Below are 13,738 nucleotides of genomic sequence, written 5' to 3' on the forward strand. Positions count from 1 at the left end.
CGGCTCGCCGCTTGCGGCTTGCCAGCCCGGCTGCCCCTCGGCAGGTCCGATCCAGCGCATCGGCACTTCGCCGATCCGCTCGCAATGCGCCGTCAGCGTGCCATCGCTCCAGGCAAGCGCCAGATCGAGCTTGCCTGATGTGACGCGCTCGAGCAGTTCGGCATTGCGCACCACCCGCGCTTCGATCCGGACCTTCGGATGGGCTCGCGCGAAGCGGCCGAGCACATCGGGCAGCAGGGTCTCACCGAAATCCTCCTGCAGGCCGAGCCGCACCCAGCCTTCCAGTTTGACGCTGTGCACGGCCGCAGCCGCCTCGTCGTTGAGCTCCAGCAGCCGCCTGGCATAACCGAGCATCGTCTCGCCGGCATCGGTCAGCGCCAGCCCGCGACCCACCTTGCGGAAGATCGGCGTGCCCGCCTGTTCCTCCAGCTTCTTCAGCTGCGCACTCACTGCCGAGGTCGAACGCCCGAGCCGCTCGGCCGCCTTGGCGAAATTGCCGAGTTCCATGCCGGTCGAAAAGGTTCGAAGCACATCGAGATCGAAGATCGTCCGTCGCATTACATAATCCCATATTTCAGGATCATTAGTTCTTAAAATTCTGATTTTCGGCATCATCGTGCCGTGCAATGGTTCAGCTGTCAAGGCCGACGGACGGCCTGAACCATGGAGATCCCGATGCCCTTCGTTCGCATTTCCCTTCGCAGAGGCAAGTCGCCGGACTACCTCATGGCGCTGGCCGACAACATCCAGCGCGCCCTGGTCGAGACCTTCGACGTGCCCGAAAACGACCGCTTCCAGGCCATTCATCAGCATGACGACAACGAGCTGATCTTCGATCGCAGCTATCTCGCCGGCCCGCGCTCGGACGATTTCGTCTATATCTCGATCACGATCGGCAGGCCTCGCACCGGCGAGATGAAGGCGGCGCTCTATCGGCGGCTCGCCGATCTCTTGGCGCAATCGCCGGGCCTCCGGCCTGAGGATGTGATGATCGTCATCAGCACCAGCGCGCCGGAAGACTGGTCCTTCGGCGACGGCATTGCCCAGATGACCGACCCAGACTGGCGGCTTCGTGTGGCTGGAGGCCGGCAATGAGCGCTTCGAACCCGAAGACCATGACCATCAGGCGCCCCGGCAAGGCAATCCGCTCGCCGGAGGGCGTCGCGACTGCGCCCTTCTGGGTCGAGATGCTGCTCGAAGGCCGCGCCGATGGCGAGAACACCGCAATGCGCGCCGCGCTCGATCCCGGCACCATCACCCGCTGGCACACGCATCCCAGAGGCCAGTTGCTCTATGTGCTTTCGGGCCATGGGTTGGCGCAGAATGACGGCGGCCCGATCGAAGCATTGCGCGCCGGCGATGCCGTCTGGTTTGCGCCCGGCGAGCGTCACTGGCATGGCGCCGCCGATGACAGCCCCTTCAGCTATATCAGCGTCCAGCCGACGGAAAACGGCAGCGTCGTCGAATGGCTGCAACCGGTGGAGGGACAGTCATGATCACCATGCAGTACAGCTTCACCCTGCCCGCCGACTACGACATGTCGATCATCGACCGCCGCATCCGCGACAAGGGTCCGTTGCTCGACGGCTTTCCCAATCTCGGTTTCAAAGCCTATCTCAGCGCCCGCAAGGGAGAGTTCGGCAGCCACGACAATCTCTATGCGCCCTTCTATCTCTGGCAGAGGCCGGAAGGAGCAAGCGACTTCCTCTGCGGCCCAGGTTTCGAGGCTCTCACCAGCGCCTTCGGCTGGCCACAGGTGAGGACTTGGATCGTCTGGCAGGCAGAAATCTCAGCTGATATCGCCTCAGCCAAGTTCGCCACACGCGATGTCCTGCAGACAGAGCCTTATGCGCCGCTCGCCGATATCCGCCGCGCCGAAAGCGCGCAGGCTGGTGCCGACGTTGCGACAGGCGACGCGCTCGCCTCCGTCTCCGGCTTCGAACCGACCACCTGGACGCGGGTGTGCTTCAGACTGTGGCGAGAAATTCCCGAGATCGGCGAGCGCACGCAGGCCTATCGCGTCGGCCACCTATCCCTGGCTCGACCCTGAACTCAGACGGTTGCCCGGCGATACAATGCCAGCGAGCCGGCAAGCGCCAGTAGCGCGCCACCGCAGGCCCGCTCCAGCCACATGGCGCCTGAGGTCTTGAGGAACCGTACCGCCTGCGAACCGAAGAAGGCGTAGGCGAACATGATGAGGAAATCGAGCACGGCAAAGACCAGCGCAAGCAGCGCATATTGCGTTGCCTGCGGCAGGCTCGGGTCGATGAACTGCGGCAGGAAGGCCGAAAAGAACAAGTAGCCCTTCGGATTGGTCGCCGCGACCATGAAACTCTTCAGCCCGATCGAGAAGGGCGAAGTCGCACCCGCAGGCGCTCCGGACTTCAACGCCGCATCGATCGTGCCCTTCGAACGCAGCAGCATGATGCCGAGAAAGGCGAGATAGGCAGCACCTGCCCATTTCAGCATCGAGAACCAGAATTCCGACGCAGCGAGCAGCGCACCGAGTCCGATCGCGACGGCGCCGATCAGCACGAAATCGGACAGCACCGCGCCGATCATGCCGGCAACTGCGCGGCGCAGGCCATGCCGAGAACCATTGGTCAGCGCAAGCAGCACCGTTGGCCCCGGCGTCGCGATGCCGACAAAGGAAACGGCTGCAAAAGCCAGAAGCGTGACGATATCCATGATGCTCCTCCGAACCCAGAGCATGTCCTGCTCCAGGGGCCGAAACTTGCATGCGCCGCCAAGCTTGGCAATGCCGACCCGTCAACGAAAAAGCCCGCCGCCTCTTCAGGCAGCGGGCTTTCCAAGGCATACGATTGGATCAGACGCCGCTCTGGCCGTCGGAGCCGATATAGGCAATGCGGATCATGTTGGTGGCACCGGGCGTGCCGAGCGGCACGCCGGCCGAGATGATGATGCGATCGCCCGGCTTGCCGAAGCCTTCGTCCGCGACGATGCGGCAGGCGCGGTTGACCATGTCGTCGAGATCGGTCGCGTCATGGGTGACCACGCAATGCAGGCCCCAGACGACGGCAAGGCGGCGTGCCGTCTTGATGATCGGCGACAGCGCCAGGATCGGCACCTGCGGACGCTCACGCGAGGCGCGAAGGCCCGTCGTACCCGACGAAGTGTAACAGACGATCGCCGACAGCTTCAGCGTCTCGGCGATCTGACGGGCAGCAAGCGAGATTGCATCGGCACCGGTCGCTTCCGGCTGGGCACGCTGGGCATAGATGATGCCGGGATAATGCGGCTCGCGCTCGATGGCAGTGGCAATCGACGCCATCGTCGCGACAGCTTCGACGGGATAATCGCCCGAGGCCGACTCGGCCGAGAGCATGACGGCATCCGCACCTTCGAAGACGGCGGTCGCGACGTCGGAAACTTCGGCGCGTGTCGGCACCGGCGCTGAGATCATCGATTCCAGCATCTGCGTGGCGACGACCACCGGCTTGCCCGAACGGCGGCAGGCACGGATCAGCTGCTTCTGGATGCCGGGAACCGATTCCAGCGGCATTTCGACGCCGAGATCGCCGCGGGCGACCATCAATGCGTCGGAAAGCTCGATGATTTCCTCGATGCGCTCAAGAGCCTGCGGCTTTTCAATCTTCGACATCAGGCCGACACGGCCACGGGCGATCTTGCGCACTTCGGCAAGGTCGTCGGGACGCTGGACGAAGGAAAGCGCCACCCAGTCGACATCGTCGGTGGCGAGCACCGCATCGAGGTCGGCGCGGTCCTTATCCGTCAATGCGCCGACGCCGAGCAGCGTATCGGGAAGGCTGACGCCCTTGCGGTCGGAGATGCGCGTGCCTGAAATAACAGTGGTGACGATGCTCTTGCCGTCGCATTTTTCTGCGCGCAGGGCGAGCTTGCCGTCATCGATCAGCAGACGGTGGCCGGGCTGGACCGACTCGAGGATCTCGGGGTGCGGCAGATAGACGCGGTTCTGGTCGCCGAGCGCTTCGTTGTTGTCGAGCGTGAAGGTCTGGCCGGGCTTCAGGTCGACCTTGCTGTCGACGAACTTGCCGACACGCAGTTTCGGTCCCTGCAGGTCGGCGAGAATGCCGATCGGCCGGCCGGAGCGCGCCTCGACCGAGCGAATGCGCTGGATAAGCGTACGCATCAGGTCGTGGCTCGCATGGCTCATATTGATGCGGAAGACATCGGCACCGGCCTGGTGCAGCTTCTCGATCATCGATTCCTCGGAGGAGGCTGGCCCGAGGGTGGCGAGGATTTTAACTTTGCGATTACGCTTCATCAATTCTGGCTTTCTTGCGTCCCTGGGGTGTCGGAGAGCTGAACCATCCAGCTACCCTGGCGGCCCGTATCATATTCCTTGAATCCCATCTTCTGGTAACCGCGGGCATAACAGTCCTGCACACCCGTGATTTTGAATTCGTTTTCCGCCACGCACATCTGCACGTCACCCGTCCATCGTCCTCCCCGGGCGGCGTCCTCTGCATAGAGGTAGTAATAGCGCGACTGCAATTCTCCCTCGATCAGCGTGGCGCAGGTCGTTGCCGGCACCTGCCACCAGCCCTCAGTCACCCAGCCATCCTTGGCCCGGTATCCGATCGCGACGCCGACGAGATTCTGTGTTCCGTTGCAGACGCGAAAATCGGCGCGTGCGGCGTCTGCGATGAAAAACGGCATGGCGGCTGCAAGAGCGAACAGAGCGAGACGGACCAGCGGTCCGGACCGCGTGAGGAAACTTGGCGCGGCTTGGATCAACACGGCTCCCAAATAGCTCCACGGTTATTCGTATCCGTGTCTTCTTGCGCCGCCGTCAAGCGAAAGTCAACGCAATGCTAATCGATTATATTTCCTTTCATAACCACCCGTCGAGGGTCGGGCGCAACCTCTCCCCACCTGCCGCGCTTGAACCTGCCGCAGGCGCATGCGATCACTGCGCCTGGCGGCGCAATGACGAACGGCAACTCCCTGATGGACGACTTCCAATCTTTCGAAATCCTATCCGGTAAACATGACAAAGGCATGGTGATCCTCGCAGATCACGCGATGAACCGCCTTCCCGCGCGATATGGCCGGCTCGGACTGCCCGACGCGGCCTTCGCCCGCCACATTGCCTATGACATCGGTATCGAGGGCCTCACGCGGCAGCTTTCGGCAAAACTCGGCGTTCCCGCCGTGCTCGGCGGTTTTTCGCGCCTGCTGATCGACCCGAACCGCGGCGAAGACGATCCGACGCTGATCATGAAAATTTCAGACGGCGCCGTCATATCAGGCAATCATCCGATCACGCCGCAGGAATCGGACTACCGCATCGAAACCTTCCATCGCCCCTATCACGACGCCGTGGCCGCCACGATCGACAGAGTGGCGAATGCCACCGGCAGGGCGCCGCTGGTGCTGTCGCTGCACTCCTTCACGCCGGCCTGGAAAGGTATTGCCCGTCCCTGGCACGCCGCCGTGCTCTGGGATAGCGACCATCGCGCCGTCGGCCCGCTGCTCGACATGCTGCGCGCCGATCCCGATCTCGCCGTCGGCGACAACGAACCCTATGACGGCGCGCTGAAGGGCGATACCATGTACCGTCACTGCATGATCACCGGCATTCCGCATGCGCTGCTCGAGGTGCGCCAGGATCTGATCGCAGACGAGACCGGCATATCGGCATGGGCCGAACGCCTGGCGCCGATCTTTGCGGCGATGAATGCCGATCCCGCCTTGCACGGATACGACGTTCACCTATCGCGCACCGGCCCCTATTGAACGAAAGGAAGCAAGATGACCGCGCTCAGCAAGGAACAACAGACCGAATTCGAAGCTGCCGCCTTCCGCCGCCTCGTCGCACATCTTCGCGAACGCAGCGACGTTCAGAACATCGATCTGATGAATCTGGCCGGCTTCTGCCGCAACTGCCTGTCGAACTGGTATCGCGAAGCCGCCGAGGCCGAAGGTGTCCCGGTGACCAGGGACGAATCGCGCGAGATGGTCTATGGCATGCCCTATGAGGACTGGAAGAATCTTCACCAGAACGAGGCCTCGCCTGTGCAAAAGGCTGCTTTTGAACTGAACAATCCACACAAATAGCTTGGCTGGCCGCGAACAGGCTTGACCACGACGCCGCTTCGCGGCAGTCACTGGCATCCAAAATTGATCACCGAAAAATCAGGAGAACACGATGTCTGATGCTCATGGCGTCGCCCGCGATCAGCTTCGCGCTTTCATCGAGCGCATTGAACGGCTGGAAGAAGAAAAGAAGACCATCGCCGACGACATCAAGGACGTCTATGGCGAAGCCAAGGGAATGGGCTTCGATACCAAGATCCTGAAGAAGGTCGTGGCGCTGCGCAAGAAGGACGAGCAGGAGCGCATGGAAGAGGAAGCAATTCTCGACACCTACCTGCACGCGCTCGGCATGATCGAGGCGCCGCCGGAAGGCTGATCCGCCGACATCGCCGATATCGACAAGCCGCCGAGCCTTTCGGCGGCTTTTCTTTTGCGTAGAACACGCTTGGCCAAGCGGCGACCTTGCCGGATCGAAACAGCAAAAAGAAAAACCGCCGGATCGCTCCGGCGGTTTTCGATATTCAGTAATCGGCAGGTTCAGTTCGTGTTGAACTTGCGCACTTCCATGAAGTTCACAGCCGTGCCGCTGAAGCGAGCCGGGTCGACCGAAGCGGTCTTGATGTTGAAGCCCTCGGCATAGACGGCGGTCGGCTGGGCCCGCATCGTCTGGCTGACGAACCGCGGCGCCTTGACCTGCTTCGAGGCCATTTCCAGGCGGGCATTGGTGAGCGCCCACTGCGAGATCATCTTTTCCGTCAGCTTCGGCTCGGTGCGTACCGTCGTGCGGCTGGCATCCGCTGCCGCGGCTTCCTTCTGCGTCGGGCGACCACCCTTGGCGGGAAGCCCCTGCGCCACGGCGCTTTCGGCAGCCGGCTCGTCGAAGCTGTCGCCAAAGCTTGCCGATTTGGTCATCGGTGCCAATGCTGCGAGCTCGAGCGGCGGCTTTGCGGCAGGCGTCTTTTGCGTCATCGCAGCGTTGATCGCCTGCTCCACCGTGACCGGTGGCGCCTTCGATGCGATCTGGCTTTCCCGTTCGTTCCGCTGCTGGTCGAGCGCGTCGGCCACGGCAGGAGACAGTGCGTCCTGATCGGCTTCGTCGGCCTCTGCCTCCGGATCGGCATCGGCCGCAGCAAGAAGGTTCTCGGCAACGGAGGGACGCTCGATCGGCGTCGGAACCGGCAGTCCATTCGCGCCCGTCAGCACGGGATCGGTCGACGCGACCTCGGCGTCGCCAGGCGCGCGGCGCGGGCCGAGAAGCGAGGGAACCGGAATGCTGTAGGCGCTAAGATCGGCGAACTGCTGCGGCTGAGCCTGATCGGCCGGAAGGGCCGCCGCAAGAGCCTGCTGGGCAGCATTACCCGAAGGCGGCGCGACGAGCGCACTCGCCACTTCGCTGCCTGCCGGCTGGTTGCTGAATGCCGGGCGAACCTGCGGCACCGGCGCATTCAGATCGGCGACCTCGGTCGGCTGCGGCTCGGCCGGGGCGGGCTCGGCCTTCGGCGGCGTCGCCTTGGCAACTGCAACAGGCGTGGAATCGTCCGACTCGTCTTCCTGCTCGTCCGCTCCGCCGCCAAAGAGCGCTTCAAACAGCGTCTTGTGCTTCGGCGATTCCGATTCGGAAGCGCTGGCGATCTGGATCTGCGTGCCGCTGGCGCGGCGCTTATAATCGGCCATCGCCTGCTGGTAGCCCGGCAACGGCTTGCCGTCAGCCGGAATATGAATGGTGTTGCCGTTGGGGAAAAGCCGAACCAGCTCGTCGCGGCTCATGCGTGGCCAGGCGCGAACGCCGCCGACATCCATATGCACGAAGGGCGAGCCCGACTTCGGATAGAAGCCAACGCCCCCGACCTGCATCTTCATACCGATGCCGCGCAACGTCGCCAGCTTGACGTCGGGAATGAAGAAGTCCATCGCCTTGCCAAGCATATGCTGGCTCTTTTCGGCGACACCGGAATTGCGTGAGCGGCCGCGTAGCATCTCGTTGGTTCCCGGCGAACGGAAACCGCAGACGACATTGATGTAGTCCCTCGAACCGCTCTGGCGATAGACTTCCCAGATCAGGTCGAACAGGCGCGGATCCATCTTCGTCGGCTGGTTCTTGCGCCAGTCGCGCAGGAAGCGGTTCAGCTGCTCCAGACCCTTGGGGTCGAACTTGCCATTACGCTTGTAGGTGATGACGGCTTTTTCGCCGGTATGAATGAAATAGAGCTTGAGACTGCGGGTGTCGCCCGCTGCCTGCGAAGGCGTACCAACGAATACCGGTGAGGAAACCGCGAGCGCAAGAAGGGCGGCCGCTACCGTCCTTATTGCCTTTCCGCAAATGTCGGCGCACAACAAACGCCAGCTCAAGCGCGAAGGCTTGGAATTCCCATTCAGATTCGGCAACTCGATCCCCGTCAGACAGACAATGTCCCGTACTGTCTCAGATGACTGTCAAATGCGGTCACACGATGGCAAAAATGCCACACATGATCAACCTTTTCTTTACATAGTGAACGCACCACTAACAAGTGGTTTATGACTAGTAACAAAACGTGGTTGCCTTAATCTTAACGAAAAGCGCTTAAGCCGCATCTTTCTGGGGATTGTCAGGGTCTATGCCGTAATCCTTGAGCTTGCGATAAAGTGTGGATCGGCCGATACCAAGCTTGCGCGCTACTTGACTCATCTGTCCGCGATAGAATTTGAGTGCGAATCGGATAAGTTCCTCCTCGACATCGGCCAGCCTACGCACGTCTCCGGCAGGATTGACGCTGGCGATCGCGTTTTCCGATACTTCGGACAGGCGGTGGTGCACCTCTCCCGACATCGACGCCCTGAAGTCCTCACCATAGCCATTGTCGGGATCGAGGCCGGTATTGTCGGCAACGAGCGCCAGATGATCCACCACGTCATATTCCGGAAGCTGGGCAGCGATCTGCGGGAAATCAGCCTCGGTCAGCTCCGGCCCTTCGGCCAGAACGACCGCGCGGAAGATCGCGTTTTCGAGCTGTCGGATATTGCCCGGCCAGTCATAGGCGGTCAGCAAAGCCAGCGTGCCGGCATTCACCGTCATGCGGCGGCCACTCTTCTGCTCGCTGGAGAAGCGGTCGGCAAAGACGCGCACGAGATGCGGAATGTCTTCCTTGCGTTTGCGCAGCGCCGGAATGGTGATCGGGAAGACGTTGAGGCGATAATAGAGATCCTCGCGGAAATGGCCGTTCTTGACCTCCTCAATCAGATCCTTGTTGGTCGCCGAGATCAGTCGGACATTGACCTTGTGTGCGGTGCGGGCACCGACGGTCTCGATCTCGCCCTGCTGCACGGCACGCAAGAGCTTCACCTGCACCTCGAGCGGCAGGTCGCCGATTTCGTCGAGGAAGATGGTGCCGCCGTCGGCTTCCATGAATTTGCCGATGTGGCGCTCGGTCGCGCCGGTAAACGCGCCCTTCTCGTGACCGAAGAGAATGCTCTCGACCAGATTATGTGGGATCGCCCCGCAATTGACGGTGACGAAGGGCTTGTTCGAGCGGTCGCCGCCGGACTGGATGGCCCGCGCCACCAACTCCTTGCCGACGCCGGATTCGCCTTCGAGCACGACGGGGATGTTGGACTGAGCCGCCCGCTGAGCGAGATCAATAACCCGGAGCATCGCCGGGCTTGCCGAGACGATATCGTCGAAGCCGACGGAGCCTGAGCGCGACCGGCGTCCGGCCCGCGCCTTCACCTCGCGCTGGTCGAGCTTCATCGCGTTCGAGATCGACGTGGCGATGCGTTCGGGCGAGACCGGCTTGACGACGAAATCGAAGGCGCCGGCGCGCATCGCCTGCACCACAGTCTCGATGCCGCCCTGCCCCGTCTGTACGATGACGGGGATCTGCGTGCCGAATTCGTGAAGCGCGTCGAGGAATTCGAGGCCGGTCATCTCCGGCATCATCAGGTCGAGCACGATGACATTGAAAAGGCCGCTGTCGCGTTTGACCATTTCCAGGCCGATGCGGCCGTTTTCCGCCTGGTGCACGACATGGCCGTGACGCTCGATTGCGTTCTTGAGCAGGCGGCGCTGCACGGGGTCGTCTTCGACCACGAGGATTTGCCCTGCTCCCTTGAGCTCATTGTAACCGGTCATTGTCGCCTCACTTCATGCGAAACCATAAAGCGCACTCTGACAGGAAGGCTTGAACATCCAGTTTTGAGAAACAATTGCATTTTAACAATTGCAACGGGTCGTTTTCGTGCCGAAGCGAGCCTTTTCATGCACCGAAAGCCCCGCGATGCCGGGCCTTGGCACGCTGACAGCGCCGCGCGTCTTTCAGACGCGCAAAGGTCGCTGTAACACTTTCAATCAACGCATCATGCTTTCCGAAAATCGATTCCGATTTTCGGGCCGATGCGCTAGACAATCAGACCTGTTATGAAAGTGGAGAGGAATTGCGCCCATGAAAATCACGCTCCCGCATGCCGGCCTTCATTTGTCGGCAGCAGCACCGGCTGGGGCCGCCGACCCGGCGCTCGGCGATCTGCCGGTCTGGAAGCTGCAGGATCTTTATCCCTCCGCTACCTCCACCGCCTTCGTCGCCGACATGGAAAAGGCCGGCAAGGCCGCAATCGCCTTTGAAGAAAAGTGGAAGGGCAAACTCACTGAGGCGGCGACGAAGACCGGCGCTGAGGGCATCGGCGCGGCCCTGAAGGAATATGAGGCGCTGGACGACATCATCGGCCGCCTCGGTTCCTTTGCCGGCCTCACCTATTTCTCCGATACCACCAACCCGATAAACGGCAAGCTCTACGGCGACGTACAGGCCAAGATCACCGAATTTTCCGGCCATCTCCTGTTCTTCGCACTGGAACTGAACCGCATCGACGACGCGGTGATCGACGCCTGCATGGCGAATGATCCCGCCGCCGGGCACTATCGTCCTTGGCTGCTCGACCTCAGGAAGGACAAGCCCTACCAGCTCGACGACAGGCTGGAACAGCTCTTCCTCGAGAAGTCGATGACATCGGCCGCCGCCTTCAACCGCCTCTTCGACGAAACCATGGCGGAACTTCGCTACGACATCGATGGCGAGAAAGTGCCGCTCGAAGTGGCGCTGAACAGGCTGCAGGAAAAGGATCCTGAGGCGCGACGCAAGGCAGCCATGGCGCTCGCCGAAACCTTCAAGGCGAATATCCGCACCTTCACGCTGATCACCAACACGCTCGCCAAGGACAAGGAGATCGCCGACCGCTGGCGCGGCTTCGAGGACATCGCCGACAGCCGCCACTTGGCAAACCGCGTCGAGCGCGAGGTCGTCGATGCGCTGGCCGCGGCCGTCCGCGAAGCCTATCCCCGCCTTTCGCATCGCTATTACAAGATGAAGGCGAAATGGCTCGGCATGGAGCAGATGAATTTCTGGGACCGCAACGCGCCCCTTCCGGAAACCTCCAGCGCCATCATCTCCTGGCCGGAGGCAAAGGACACGGTGCTGTCGGCCTACGGCAATTTCGCGCCGGAGATGGCTGATATCGCCAGGCGCTTCTTCGACGAACAGTGGATCGACGCCCCGGTCCGTCCCGGCAAGGCGCCCGGCGCCTTCGCCCATCCGACGGTTCCCTCGGCCCATCCTTATGTGCTCGTCAATTATATGGGCAAGCCGCGCGACGTGATGACGCTCGCCCACGAACTCGGGCACGGCGTGCATCAGGTTCTCGCCGGCGCGCAAGGGGCGCTGATGTGCCAGACGCCGCTGACGCTTGCCGAAACCGCGTCCGTCTTCGGCGAGATGCTGACCTTCCGCGCGCTTCTGCAAAAGACCACCGACACGCGCGAGCGCAAGGCGATGCTTGCCCAGAAGGTCGAGGACATGATCAACACGGTCGTGCGCCAGATCGCCTTCTACGAATTCGAGCGCAAGCTCCACACCGCCCGCAAATCAGGTGAACTCACAGCTGACGACATCGGTGAACTCTGGCTCTCTGTTCAATCGGAAAGCCTTGGGCCGGCGATCAGCATTTCCGAGGGATATGAGACCTATTGGGCCTATATCCCCCACTTCATCCACTCGCCCTTCTACGTCTACGCCTATGCCTTCGGCGATTGCCTGGTGAATTCGCTCTATGCCGTCTACCAGAAGGCCGAGAAGGGCTTCCAGGAGAAGTATTTCGAACTGCTGAGGGCCGGCGGCACCAAACATCACTCGGAACTGCTGAAGCCTTTCGGCCTCGACGCCACCGATCCGTCGTTCTGGAGCCAGGGCCTGTCGATGATCGAAGGGCTGATCGACGAGTTGGAAGCGTTGGACCGAGCGGCCTGATCAGCCCTGTCCCCACGCCAAACCTCTTCCCGCAAGCGGGGAGAGGCGCCGGCTGGCGGACCAGGGAGGTCGCGCTCCAAGAAAGACGCCGCCGATGGCCGAAACCCAACCCTATATTCTGTTCCGCGACGACGCGACCGGACAGGTGATGCTTTTCGCCGAGCCGGCAGAGATCATCCTTGCCAGGACGCGCGCCGAGTTCTTTGCAGGCCTTATCAGGATGGAGCAGGCCAAGGCCGCAGGCAAATGGCTTGCCGGCTACATGGCCTATGAGGCCGGATACCTCTTCGAAGAGAAACTCGCTCCCTTCGCCGGGGAACATCGCGAAACCCCGCTGCTCTGTTTCGGTGTGTTCGACGCTCCACAGCCGGATGCTCATCCGCTTGCCCAGCCAAAACAGCGCCCCGAAAACGAGGAATTTCTCACCGCTCCGAAAGCCGCCTGGGATTTCCCGATATATAAGGAGCGCTTCGACCGCCTCCATAAGCACCTGCGGCTCGGCGACGCCTATCAGGCGAACCTCACCATGCCGGTCGAGGCCCGCTGGAACGGTGATCCCCGGGCCGCCTTCTGGTCGCTGATCGAACGCCAGCCGGTCAAATACGGCGCGCTGGTCGATCTCGGCGGTCCCGTCATCCTTTCGCGGTCGCCCGAGCTTTTTTTCCGCACCGATGAAGAGGGCTGGATCGAGACCCATCCGATGAAGGGCACGGCGAAACGTGGCGCGACTGCCGCCGAGGATGCCGAAATCATCGAGGCCATGCGCCGCGATATCAAGACGCAAGCGGAAAACCGCATGATCGTCGATCTCCTGCGCAACGATATCTCCCGCATCACCGAGGTCGGCACGCTTGACGTCCCGAAGCTCTTCGACATCGAGACCTATCCGACCGTCCACCAGATGGTGAGCCATGTGCAGGCAAGGCTCCGCCCCGATCTTTCGATCCATGACATCTTCTCCGCGCTCTTCCCCTGCGGTTCGATCACCGGCGCGCCGAAGATGCGGGCAATGGAAATTCTCCATGCGCTCGAGGATGTCCCACGCGACGCCTATTGCGGCGCGATCGGCATGATCTCGCCCACCGGCGCCATGCGTTTTTCCGTCGCCATCCGCACCATCACGCTTTTTGAGGGCGGCAGGGCCGTCTTCAATGTCGGCGGCGGCATCGTCTTCGATTCCACCGCCGAGGCCGAATATGAGGAATGCCTGCTCAAGGCCCGCTTCGCCGTCGGCGACCAATGGATTGCGCGATGATCGATTTTTCGCTGATCGAGACGCTGCGCTGGCAGCCCGGCGAGGGCTTCATTCGGCTGCGGCTGCATCTCGCCCGGCTGTCCCGCTCCGCCCGTCGCCTTGGCTTCCCGCAGCCGATCGAGGCAGCGGCCAAGCTCGACGAAGCCGTTGCGGGTGCTGCCGGTCC

14 protein-coding genes are annotated in these 13,738 nt (G+C 62.0%); 8 read left to right on the forward strand and 6 right to left on the reverse strand.

The features are described 5' to 3' along the window. Positions 1-558, reverse strand: a 558-nt coding sequence (locus MOV76_RS34420) for a LysR family transcriptional regulator (RefSeq protein WP_247266213.1), incomplete at its 3' end; no start/stop codon positions are given. Positions 559-675: 117 nt separating this feature from the next. Here MOV76_RS34420 and MOV76_RS34425 point away from each other — a divergent pair. From MOV76_RS34425 to MOV76_RS34435, 3 genes are read left to right on the forward strand one after another with little or no spacing between them, the layout of a single operon-like run. Further along, positions 676-1,095, forward strand: coding sequence for a tautomerase family protein (locus MOV76_RS34425; RefSeq protein ID WP_047623116.1), 420 nt, complete (start codon positions 676-678; stop codon positions 1,093-1,095). After that, positions 1,092-1,496: a cupin domain-containing protein gene (locus MOV76_RS34430; RefSeq protein ID WP_182565050.1), complete on the forward strand. Its 405-nt coding sequence runs from the start codon at positions 1,092-1,094 to the stop codon at positions 1,494-1,496. Before MOV76_RS34425 ends, MOV76_RS34430 begins: the two co-directional genes overlap by 4 nt. After that, the gene (locus tag MOV76_RS34435; protein ID WP_247266214.1) at positions 1,493-2,050 is read left to right on the forward strand and encodes a DUF4865 family protein; all 558 of its coding nucleotides are present in this window, start codon (positions 1,493-1,495) and stop codon (positions 2,048-2,050) included. The genes MOV76_RS34430 and MOV76_RS34435 overlap by 4 nt, the downstream gene beginning before the upstream one ends. Positions 2,051-2,052: 2 nt before the next feature. Here MOV76_RS34435 and MOV76_RS34440 read toward each other — a convergent pair whose 3' ends face one another. The 3 genes from MOV76_RS34440 to MOV76_RS34450 all read right to left on the reverse strand — a co-directional run bounded on the left by MOV76_RS34440 (position 2,053) and on the right by MOV76_RS34450 (position 4,752). Next, entirely contained in the window at positions 2,053-2,688 is a 636-nt protein-coding gene (locus tag MOV76_RS34440) for a LysE family translocator (protein ID WP_247266215.1), read from the reverse strand. A 139-nt stretch (positions 2,689-2,827) separates the two neighbouring features. After that, positions 2,828-4,267: a pyruvate kinase gene (gene pyk / locus MOV76_RS34445; RefSeq protein WP_018243516.1), complete on the reverse strand. Its 1,440-nt coding sequence runs from the start codon at positions 4,265-4,267 to the stop codon at positions 2,828-2,830. After that, on the reverse strand, positions 4,267-4,752 hold the full coding sequence (locus MOV76_RS34450) for a DUF1036 domain-containing protein (RefSeq protein ID WP_017967841.1): 486 nt from the start codon (positions 4,750-4,752) through the stop codon (positions 4,267-4,269). Before MOV76_RS34450 ends, pyk begins: the two co-directional genes overlap by 1 nt. A gap of 201 nt (positions 4,753-4,953) precedes the next feature. Between MOV76_RS34450 and MOV76_RS34455 the strand changes: the two genes are divergently transcribed. The 3 genes from MOV76_RS34455 to MOV76_RS34465 all read left to right on the forward strand — a co-directional run bounded on the left by MOV76_RS34455 (position 4,954) and on the right by MOV76_RS34465 (position 6,418). Further along, entirely contained in the window at positions 4,954-5,742 is a 789-nt protein-coding gene (locus tag MOV76_RS34455) for an N-formylglutamate amidohydrolase (RefSeq protein ID WP_247266218.1), read from the forward strand. Between the two features lie 15 nt (positions 5,743-5,757). Beyond that, positions 5,758-6,063 carry a DUF1244 domain-containing protein gene (locus MOV76_RS34460; RefSeq protein ID WP_003582233.1) on the forward strand — a complete coding sequence of 102 codons (306 nt, stop codon included), beginning with the start codon at positions 5,758-5,760 and terminating at the stop codon, positions 6,061-6,063. 91 nt (positions 6,064-6,154) lie between these two features. Continuing rightward, entirely contained in the window at positions 6,155-6,418 is a 264-nt protein-coding gene (locus MOV76_RS34465; RefSeq protein ID WP_008533181.1) for a DUF2312 domain-containing protein, read from the forward strand. A gap of 161 nt (positions 6,419-6,579) precedes the next feature. Here the strand turns inward: MOV76_RS34465 and MOV76_RS34470 are convergent, their stop codons facing one another. Both MOV76_RS34470 and MOV76_RS34475 read right to left on the reverse strand, forming a co-directional pair. Then, the gene (locus tag MOV76_RS34470; RefSeq protein WP_247266216.1) at positions 6,580-8,427 is read right to left on the reverse strand and encodes a DUF882 domain-containing protein; all 1,848 of its coding nucleotides are present in this window, start codon (positions 8,425-8,427) and stop codon (positions 6,580-6,582) included. 178 nt (positions 8,428-8,605) lie between these two features. Beyond that, complete coding sequence (locus tag MOV76_RS34475; RefSeq protein ID WP_018243519.1) at positions 8,606-10,150, reverse strand: sigma-54 dependent transcriptional regulator; 1,545 nt, start codon at positions 10,148-10,150, stop codon at positions 8,606-8,608. 310 nt (positions 10,151-10,460) lie between these two features. On the opposite strand from MOV76_RS34475, the gene MOV76_RS34480 reads away from it, so the two are divergent. Both MOV76_RS34480 and MOV76_RS34485 read left to right on the forward strand, forming a co-directional pair. Further along, positions 10,461-12,317, forward strand: coding sequence for a M3 family oligoendopeptidase (locus MOV76_RS34480; RefSeq protein ID WP_018445975.1), 1,857 nt, complete (start codon positions 10,461-10,463; stop codon positions 12,315-12,317). A gap of 94 nt (positions 12,318-12,411) precedes the next feature. Beyond that, positions 12,412-13,572: an aminodeoxychorismate synthase component I gene (locus MOV76_RS34485; RefSeq protein WP_247266217.1), complete on the forward strand. Its 1,161-nt coding sequence runs from the start codon at positions 12,412-12,414 to the stop codon at positions 13,570-13,572. Positions 13,573-13,738: the final 166 nt, after the last annotated feature.

The sequence above is a fragment of the Rhizobium sp. PRIMUS64 genome (assembly GCF_023006465.1).
Lineage (GTDB): Bacteria > Pseudomonadota > Alphaproteobacteria > Rhizobiales > Rhizobiaceae > Rhizobium > Rhizobium leguminosarum.